Origin of the sequence: Actinomadura harenae, assembly GCF_003696215.1 — a bacterium.
Lineage (GTDB): Bacteria > Actinomycetota > Actinomycetes > Streptosporangiales > Streptosporangiaceae > Spirillospora > Spirillospora harenae.
In genome coordinates this window covers 1-7,401 of the sequence record NZ_RFFG01000198.1, presented here as the reverse complement: position 1 = coordinate 7,401, position 7,401 = coordinate 1, and the positions used below count along the sequence as shown (strand labels likewise).

At 71.9% G+C, this 7,401-nt stretch carries 7 protein-coding genes; all 7 read right to left on the bottom strand.

Translation table 11 applies throughout. The features are described 5' to 3' along the window. Positions 1 to 122 precede the first annotated feature (122 nt). Positions 123 to 662, bottom strand: a complete 540-nt coding sequence (locus tag EBO15_RS42115) for a DUF1707 and FHA domain-containing protein (protein ID WP_122200037.1) — start codon at positions 660 to 662, stop codon at positions 123 to 125. A 135-nt stretch (positions 663 to 797) separates the two neighbouring features. After that, positions 798 to 1,868 carry an N-acetylglucosamine kinase gene (locus EBO15_RS42110; RefSeq protein ID WP_199745168.1) on the bottom strand — a complete coding sequence of 357 codons (1,071 nt, stop codon included), beginning with the start codon at positions 1,866 to 1,868 and terminating at the stop codon, positions 798 to 800. Next, positions 1,865 to 3,154, bottom strand: coding sequence for a family 4 glycosyl hydrolase (locus tag EBO15_RS42105; protein ID WP_122200035.1), 1,290 nt, complete (start codon positions 3,152 to 3,154; stop codon positions 1,865 to 1,867). The genes EBO15_RS42110 and EBO15_RS42105 overlap by 4 nt, the downstream gene beginning before the upstream one ends. Positions 3,155 to 3,173: 19 nt before the next feature. Continuing rightward, the gene (locus EBO15_RS42100; protein WP_122200034.1) at positions 3,174 to 4,064 is read right to left on the bottom strand and encodes a carbohydrate ABC transporter permease; all 891 of its coding nucleotides are present in this window, start codon (positions 4,062 to 4,064) and stop codon (positions 3,174 to 3,176) included. After that, positions 4,061 to 5,023: a carbohydrate ABC transporter permease gene (locus EBO15_RS42095; protein WP_122200033.1), complete on the bottom strand. Its 963-nt coding sequence runs from the start codon at positions 5,021 to 5,023 to the stop codon at positions 4,061 to 4,063. The genes EBO15_RS42100 and EBO15_RS42095 overlap by 4 nt, the downstream gene beginning before the upstream one ends. 3 nt (positions 5,024 to 5,026) lie before the next feature. Next, positions 5,027 to 6,358 (bottom strand): ABC transporter substrate-binding protein, encoded by a 1,332-nt coding sequence (locus EBO15_RS42090; protein WP_233616847.1) that lies wholly within the window; start codon positions 6,356 to 6,358, stop codon positions 5,027 to 5,029. Between the two features lie 163 nt (positions 6,359 to 6,521). Then, positions 6,522 to 7,401 (bottom strand): ROK family protein (locus EBO15_RS42085; RefSeq protein ID WP_147481902.1); only part of this gene is annotated, 880 nt, incomplete at its 5' end.

Here is a 7,401-nt window from a genome sequence, read left to right as displayed (position 1 = left end):
CCTGACCACCAGCGAGGACACGATCTGACCCAAGGACTCCAGGTCCTGGACACGAGAGTGTTCACTCGCCGGCGGCTACCAGGCACCGAGTCTGGCATCACAACCCGACCCGGCAGCTCCCATTAGGGGGTGGCGACGATGAAGCTGAGGTTGCCGAATCCGATCTCGTCGCCGGGGCGGACGCGGGCGGGTCCGGTGAGGCGCCAGCCGTTGACGCGGGTTCCGTTCATCGAGCCGAGGTCGGAGACCATCCAGCCGTCTCCGGCGCGGTACAGCTCGGCGTGGAATCGGGAGACGGTCAGGTCGGTCAGGATGAACTGGCAGCCGGGTGCGCGGCCGACGACGATGCGGGAGAGGGCGGCGTCGGGGAGGGTGAAGCGGGGGAGGCGGGGTGCGCGCCAGGCGGCCTCGATGCGTGCGGTGACGTGGGAGACGGTGGAGACCAGGCCGGTGATGCGGCTGACTACGCGGCTGGTGGGGGGTAGGTCGCGTACGGCGTCGTCGAGTTCGGTCCGGTTGCGGGCTTGGAGGACTTGTTCGACGCGGCGTTCGAAGGTGTCCTGGGAGAGTCGTCCTTCGGCCAGTCGTTCGCCGAGGGCGCGCAGGACTTGGTCGCGGTCCGTGTCCGACGCCCGCACCGGAAACGAGGGCTGACCGTCCATGGCTGTGAGTATCCAGGTCCTTCTCTCGGCTGTCCAGAAGCGGGCGGGGCGCCCCCGTCGCGTCCCCGGCCTCCCCCGCGCCGCTTCCGGTGTGGGTTGTGACGCCGCCGGACGGCGCGGGGTTCGGACCGTTGATCAACTTTCTTCGCGAACCGCCGCGCGCGCCTCGGGGACGGCGGCCCGCGCCTCGGGGACGGTGGCGCGCGGGGGCGGCCACCGTTCGGTGCATGCGGCCCGGAGCCGGTCCCGCGCCTCGTCCACGGAGGGTTCGCCGGCCTCGGGGGAGGCTCCGAGCTCGGTGAGGGCGAGCAGGCCCGCGCCGAGGACGGGCGGGGCGTCGGCGACGATGAGCTCGGCGTGCGGGGCGGCCTGGGCGAAGCGGCGCTCGACGCCCGCCATGAGCGGGGGGCGGCGGGCGCTGAGGACGCCGCCGCCGAGCACCACCTCGGCCGGGCGGTCCAGCAGGCCGAGTCGGCGCATCGCGACGGTGCCGAGCAGCGCCACCTCCTCGGCCTGCCGGTCCACCACCGACAGGGCGACGGGGTCGCCCGCCTCCGCGACGTCCATCAGGACGGGGGTGAGGGACAGGATCCGGTCGGGGTGGATGTCGCCGAGGTGCACCGCGATTCCGACGTCCAGGGCGGTGGCGGCGCCGAAGTGCGCGGCGACGGCGGCGCTGAGGGCGGTGGCGGGGCCGCGTCCGTCCTCGGCGCGGACGGCGTGCCAGAGCGCCGCGTTGCCGAGCGTTCCGCCGCCGCCCCAGTCGCCCGTGTGCGAGCCGAGGGACGGGAATCCGGTGCTCCTGCCGTCCGGGGCGACGCCGGCGCAGTTGATGCCCGCGCCGCAGACGACGGCGACGCCCCAGCCGCGGCGCGCACCGGTGTGGAGTAGCGCGAAGGTGTCGTTGCCGACGGTGACGCGGTCGGTCCACCCGCGGGCGCGCAGGGCCCTGACCAGGGCGTGTTCCTCGTGGGGCAGGTCGACGTTGGCCATGTACGCCGACACGAGCGCGACCGGCGGGCCGGACGCCTCGGCGAGCGCCTCCTCGACGAGGGCGGCGACGCCCTGGACCGCGCGGTCGAAGCCGCCCTCGTGGGGCCGGTAGCCGGGGCCGCGGACGGCGGCCAGGACGGTCCCGCCGGTGTCGGCGACGAGCACGTCGGTCTTGCTGTTGCCGCCGTCGATCGCGACGAGGGTGCGGCTCACCGCGCCGCCCAGGGGAGGTGGGCGCGGTTGGCGGCGACCAGGTCGGTCGCGAGCCGGTCGGCGGGCCCGTCCTGCCCGATGAGCGGGTGGGCGAGCAGGGCCGTCCGGACGCGTTCGACGCCGCCGTGCAGGGCGGCGTCCAGCGCGAGCTCCTCGTAGGCGGACACGTGTGCGACGAGTCCGGCGTAGAGGGGTTCCAGCGGTGGGACGGGCAGCGGCAGCGGTCCCTTGGAGGTGATCCGCGCCGGGACCTCGACCACGGCCCGGTCCGGCAGGAACGGGAACGTTCCGTTGTTGCGGACGTTCGCGACCTGCACGCCTGGGACCTGCGCGTCCGGGCCGCCGGTGGCGTCGGGTGTGCCGAGGAGCGCGGCGAGCAGGTGGACGGCGGCCTCGGAGTAGAACGCGCCGCCGCGCTGCGACAGTTGCGGGGGGCGGGTGTCGTTGGCGGGGTCGGCGTACAGGGCGAGGAGTTCGCGTTCGACGTCGGCGACCTGTTCGGCGCGGGGTGTGGTCAGGCGTTGCCGGTCGACGATGCGGTCGTGTTCGTAGTAGTAGCTGAGGTAGTAGGACGGCAGGGTGCGCAGGTGGTGCAGGAGGTCGCCGGTCAGGCCGGAGATGTCGGCGAGTGCGGGCAGGTGTCGGTCGAGGAGTTCGGGGAGGCGGTCGGTGCCGTTGACGTGTGCGGAGCGGACCCAGGTGAGGTGGTTCAGGCCGGCGTGGCCGAGTTCGACGGCGTTCGGTGGGACGTCCAGGAGGGCCGCGATGCGCCGTTGGACGTGGATGGCGACGTTGCAGAGCCCGACGGCGCGGTGTCCGGCGTCGAGCAGGGCGCGGGTGACGATCCCGACGGGGTTGGTGAAGTCCACGATCCAGGCGTCGGGGGCGTGTTCGGCGATGGTCTGGGCCAGGTCGAGGACGACGGGGACGGTCCGCAGTGCTTTGGCGAGGCCGCCGGCGCCGGTGGTCTCCTGGCCGACGCAGCCGCAGGCGAGGGGGAGGGTCTCGTCGATTCGGCGGGCGGCCTGCCCGCCGACCCGCAGTTGGATCACGACCGCGTCCGCTCCGGTGACGCCGGTGGTGGTGTCGGTGGTGGTGACGAGGCGGGCGGGGTGGCCGGCGCGGGCGAGCATCCGGCGGGACATCGCGCCGACCGGGGCGAGGCGGTTCTCGTCCGGGTCGACCAGGACCAGTTCGGTGACCGGGAGCGCGGCGCGGAGCCGTGCCAGTCCGTCCACCAGTTCGGGGGTGTAGGTGGATCCGCCCCCGATGATCGTCAGTTTCACTCCATCGCTCCTGTCGGTTTCAACCTTTGACTCCCGTCAAGGTCACGCCTTGCACGAACACCCGCTGGGCGAGGAAGAACACGGTGATGACCGGCAGGGTGGTCAGCAGTGTCGCGGCCATCGTCAGGTTCCATTCCACGTGGTGGGCGGCGCGGAAGGAGGCGACGCCGACCGCGAGCGTCCAGTGGTCGGGGTTGGCGTACACCAGGGGGCCGAAGTAGTCGTTCCAGCAGTAGAAGAACTGGAAGAGGGCGACGGCGGCGATCGCGGGGCGTGCCATGGGCAGGACGACGCGGAGCATCGTCCGGAGTTCGCCGCAGCCGTCGACGCGGGCGGCGTCGGCGTATTCGCCGGGGATCGACACCAGGAACTGGCGCAGTAGGAAGATGGAGAACGCGTCGCCGAACAGGCCGGGCAGGATCAGTGGCCAGAGTGTTCCGGTGAGGTGGAATCGTGACCAGACGATGTACAGCGGCACCATGGTGACCTGTGGTGGCAGCATCATCGTGGCGATGACGAGGACGAGTGCCGTTGAGCGGCCGCGGAACCGGAATCGGGCGAGTGCGTAGGCGACCGGGATGCTGGAGGTCACGACGAGCAGGGTGGTCACGCTGGCGTACAGGACGCTGTTGAGTGTCCAGCGGACCATGTCGCCGGTGAACGCGCGGTGGAAGTTGTCCCAGTTCCAGGTGTGCGGCCAGAACGAGCTGGTGAGTGCCTGCCGGTCGGTCATCACGGCGGTGAGGAGCATGAACGCCAGTGGTGCGAGGAACATGAGGGCGAGGGCGATCGCGGTGGAGTGGACGGCGGTCCAGTACAGGGCGCGGCGGGTGCGGGTGCGGCGGGACGGCCGGTGGCGGGTCCGGGGTGCCGGGCGGGTCCCGGTCGCGGGTGCGGTGGTGGTGGTCACCGGGCCTCCTGGCTGGTGAAGGCGCGGAAGCGGCGCAGCAGGAACAGGGTGAACAGCATTCCGACGGCGAACATGGCCAGGGCGAGCACGCAGGCGTAGCCCATGTTGAACTGCCGGAATCCCTCGTCGTAGAGCCATTGGGGGAAGGTGAGGGTGGAGCCGTCGGGGTAGCCGGGTGCGACCTGTGTTCCGGGGGTGTCGGCCTGCCCGGCCGCGACTTTGGCGGCGACCATGGCCTGGGTGAAGTACTGGAGGGTTTGGATGACGCCGGTGACGGCGCAGAACGCCAGGACGGGGGAGATCGATGGGAGGGTGACGTACCGGAACCGCTGCCAGGCGTTCGCGCCGTCCAGGACGGCCGCTTCGTACAGTGAGCGCGGGACGTCCAGTAGCGCGGCCAGCAGCAGGATCATCAGGTCGCCGACCGCCCACAGTCCCATCAGGGTCAGGCCGGGCCGGGACCAGGACGGGTCGTTGAAGAAGTCGGGAAGGGCGAATCCCAGGTGCCGGGTGAGTGCGGGGAACGGCCCGGTGCCGGGGTTGGTGACGAACACGAACGCGACCGTCGCCGACACGGGCGGGATCAGGTAGGGCAGGTAGAACACCGACCGCAGGAGGCTCCCGCCGCGTTTGATCTGGGTGAGCAGCTGGGCGATTCCGAGGCCGAACAGCAGCCGGAGCGGGACCATCACCGCGACCAGCCACATCGTGTTCTTCATCGCGCGCCACGCGTCGGTGTCGTGGAGCAGGAACCGGTAGTTGGCGAACCCGACGTACTTCAGGGTGAACAGGTCGTAGCGGGTGAAGGAGAAGTAGAGGGTCGCGGCGAGCGGGTAGCCGAAGAACAGGCCGAGGCCGACCAGCCAGGGCGACAGGAACGCCAGCACGCGCAGCCGGTTGCGGCGGCGTGCCCGCGTTCCCGCGCCCGCCGCGGCCCTCGGGGCGGTGAGGGCGGTCATGGGTCAGCCGCCGTTCAGCTTGATCGCCTGGTCGACCCGGGTGTCCAGGTCCTTCAGTGAGGCGTCCAGGTTGGTGACGCGGCCGGGTTCCCACTGGTCCTGGACGTAGGCCTGGAACTTCACGATGTAGTCGTTGCCGTTCGGCGTCGGCGGCGTGGTCGCGCTGTTCGGGCTTTTGAAGACGTTCAGGAACGTGGTGAACTGGGGTGGCATCTTCAGTTCGGGTGAGGTGAGCGCGGGCAGTGTGCTGGGGACGTTCCCGAGGCCGTTGGCGAAGGTGACCACGGCGTGGGTGTCGGTCGTCAGGTACTTCACGAACTCCCACGCGGCCTGCGGGTGCTTGGCGCCGCGCGGGATCCCGATGACGGTGCCGGTGATGAACCCGCCGCCGTACCGGGCGTCCTGGCCGTCGGGGACGGGTGCGGGCGCGGTGCCGTAGTCGACCTTGGGCGCCTCGTCCTGGAGGAACTTGGTGCGCCATTCGCCGTCGATCGCCATCGCGACCTTCCCCTGCTCGAAGGGGTTGGACGTCTCGAACTCCTGGCCGACGGACTTGAGGAACTTCTTGACGTTGTCGTAGCCGTACCAGTCGATGAGGCTTTTGTCCCATTGCAGGTAGGCCTTGACGGCGGGGTCGCCGGCGAGGTTCGACTTTCCGTCGGGGGTGAGCCAGGTGGCGCCGAACTCGGTCGCCAGATGCTGCACCTGGTGCTCGTAGTACTGCGCGGACGGCATGAACCCGGCGACCTTGATCGTCCCGTCGGGGTTGCGGACGGTGAGTTTCTTGGCCAGCGCGGTCAGCTCACCGATCGTCTTCGGCGGCTGGTTCCCCTTCATCAGGGCCTTGTTGTAGTAGAGGCCGTAGGCGTCGGCGAGCAGCGGCATCGCGCACCGCCGTCCCTTGTACTGCGTGTACTCGCGGACGGCCTGGGGGAACAGGTTCAGGTCGACCTTGGACCGGGTGAGGTAGGGCGTGAGGTCCTGCCAGGCGCCGGAGTTGCACCACGAGCCGACGGAGTCGGTGGAGAACGACGACACGACGTCCGGGGGGTTCCCGCCGCGGATCGCGTTGGTGATGCGGTCGTCGGTCTGGTCCTTGACGAGTTTGACGGTGATGTTCGGGTGCTGTTTGCGGAACCCGGCGACGGCGTCGTCGAACGCCTTCACCTCGTGGTCGGCGGACCAGCCGTGCCAGACCTCGATGGTCTGTTTCGCGTCGGCCTTGGGGCCCGACCCGCCGGAGCTCCCGGCGGTGCAGGCGGAGGCGAGCAGCAGGCCGGTCGCGGCGAGTGCCGCCGCGGACAGGCGCCGGGCGCGCCGGGGGGTGAGGAACACTCCTGATCTCCTTCGGGGGAGGACGGCCGGACGGCCGTCGGGGGGTGTGAGGAGTGGGCCCGGGCCGGGGGAAGACCCGGATCTGGAAACGGCCACGGTCAGGCGGCCACGCCACGCGGCACGCCAGGCAGCCACCGTCAGGTGGCACGCCAGGGCGGTCGCGTCAGGTGGCCGTGACCCTGGTGCTGGAGAACACCTCCTCCCGGCATCCGCGCAGCGCCTGGTCCAGTGCCCCGGCCAGGACGACGTTGCCCGCCACGGCGCTCAGCCGCACCGGCGGGCGCGGGATGGTCATGCTGTGCAGCTCCCGTTCGACCAGCGCGCGCAGCGCCTCGCCCCCCGCACGGGGCACCTCGCCGGTCAGCACGATCAGTTCGGGGTCCAGGATCCCGACCACGTTCGCCAGCGTCGCCGCCAGCCGCTCCGCCAGCTCCCCGAGCGCCGCCAAGGCCGCCTCCGCCTTCCCGCTCCCCGCGCCACGCGCCGCGGCGGGGGAGGAGGGGGCCGGTTCCAGGGCCCTGGTGGCGCGGGTGAGGGCGGTGCGGACGTCGCGGCCAGGGAAACCGTGGCGGCGCAGCAGCGCCAGGACGGCCGAACTGCCGATCCGGGTCTGGACGCCGCCGGTGTGGGCCAGCCGCGGGCCGCGCACGAGCGGCGCCCCGACGGCGGGCATGTAGCCGATCTCGCCCGCGCCGCCGGTCGCGCCCCGGTGCGGGCGGCCGTCCAGGACGACGGCCATGCCGATGCCGTCGCCGACCCACAGCAGTGCGAAGTCGCGGACGTCGGCGGCCTGCCCGGACGCCGTCTCCGCGAGCGCGCCGAGGTTGACGTCGTTCTCGATCTCCACCGGGACGCCGAGCCCGGCGGCCAGGTGCGCGGTGATGCCGGGGACGTGCCAGCCGGGCAGGTGCGCGGCGTACCCGAGGCGCCCCGTCGCGGGGTTCACCGCGCCGGGGATGCCGACGACGACCCGGTTGAGGCGGTCGCGGGTGAGGCCCGCCGCGGCGGCGGCGCCGTCGACGGCCGCGGCGGCGCGGGCGGCG

What these genes read in the sequence shown, in the direction of transcription:
- EBO15_RS42095 (WP_122200033.1), bottom strand. Translation starts at nt 5,023, where the DNA reads ATGACCGCCCTCACCGCCCCGAGGGCCGCGGCGGGCGCGGGAACGCGG.
- EBO15_RS42115 (WP_122200037.1), bottom strand. Translation starts at nt 662, where the DNA reads ATGGACGGTCAGCCCTCGTTTCCGGTGCGGGCGTCGGACACGGACCGC.